Consider the following 1,289-nt stretch of genomic DNA (forward strand, 5'->3'; position numbering starts at 1 on the left):
CAAAGCAATAATAAGCCAAATCAAGAAACAGTCAGCTATAGCCTTCGAAAAGCTCTTGAGTACAAACAATGGCAATTCGCAGCACGTCTATGTGCGATGACAACGGAGAATAGACCTGATGCACCAACTATAGCTCATGCACTTAGCGAAATGGCTTTTTATGGAAAAACAGATCTGGTAAAAACTTTATGCAGCATGGAAACTGATAATAAGCCTGATCAAAAAGCTGTAAGTTTTGCCTTAGAACGAGCTGCTCAAGGAAAAGAGTGGGCAGTAGTAGAATATCTTTGCAGCTTGCAAACTGACAATATGCCAGACCAAAAATCAGTCAGCAAAGCCCTTACAGCTGCTATTGATGAGCGTAATTGGAAATTAGCAGTGCAATTATGCGCTATGACCGGTGATAATCAACCTGACACCCAATCTGTATCGCATGCTCTCATTCAGATGGCCTTTTATAACCAAAGAGATTCCGTTGCAACTTTATGTGCGATGAAAACAGATAACAAGCCCACACAGGACTCTGTGAATAAAGCTTTAAAAAAAGCCGCTGAGAGTAAGGAATGGGGAATAGTAAAATATTTATGTACCTTAGAAAGCAATAATAAGCCAAATCAAGAAGCAGTCAGTTATAGTCTTAAGAAGGCTATTGATGAGAGCAATTGGGAATTAGCAGCACTTCTTTGTGCGATAAAAACCGATAATAAACCCAATCAAAAAACAATAAACTATACACTTAGGGAAGCCGTTTTCTTCAAAAAGGAAAAACTGCTAGGAACCTTGTGCTCCATGGATACTGAGAACAAGCCAGAGCAAACTGCAGTAAATGATGCTCTTAAAAAGATTATTGATGAGCACAATTGGGACTTGGCCAAGTTTTTATATACCATGGATACTGCCAATAAACCTGATGCACCAACTATAGCTTATGCACTTAGCGAAATGGCTTTTTATGGAAAAACAGAGCTGGTAAAAACTTTATGCAGCATGGAAACTGATAATAAGCCTGATCAAAAAGCTGTAAGTTTTGCCTTAGAACGAGCTGCTCATGGAAAAGAGTGGGCAGTAGTAGAATATCTTTGCAGCTTGCAAACTGACAATATGCCAGACCAAAAATCAGTCAGCAAGGCCCTTACAGCTGCTATTGATGAGCGTAATTGGATATTAGCAGTGCAATTATGCGCTATGACCAGTGATAATAAACCTGACGCCCAATCTGTAGAGTATGCTCTCATTCAGATGGCCTTTTATAACCAAAAAGATTCCGTTGCAACTTTATGTGCGATGAA

General features: G+C 39.4%; 1 protein-coding gene. It reads left to right on the top strand.

Translation table 11 applies throughout. The features are described from left to right. On the top strand, positions 1 to 1,289 hold a 1,289-nt coding region (locus Lbru_RS11825; RefSeq protein WP_193786922.1), incomplete at both ends, for a hypothetical protein.

The organism is Legionella brunensis, assembly GCF_001467025.1.
Classification (GTDB): domain Bacteria; phylum Pseudomonadota; class Gammaproteobacteria; order Legionellales; family Legionellaceae; genus Tatlockia; species Tatlockia brunensis.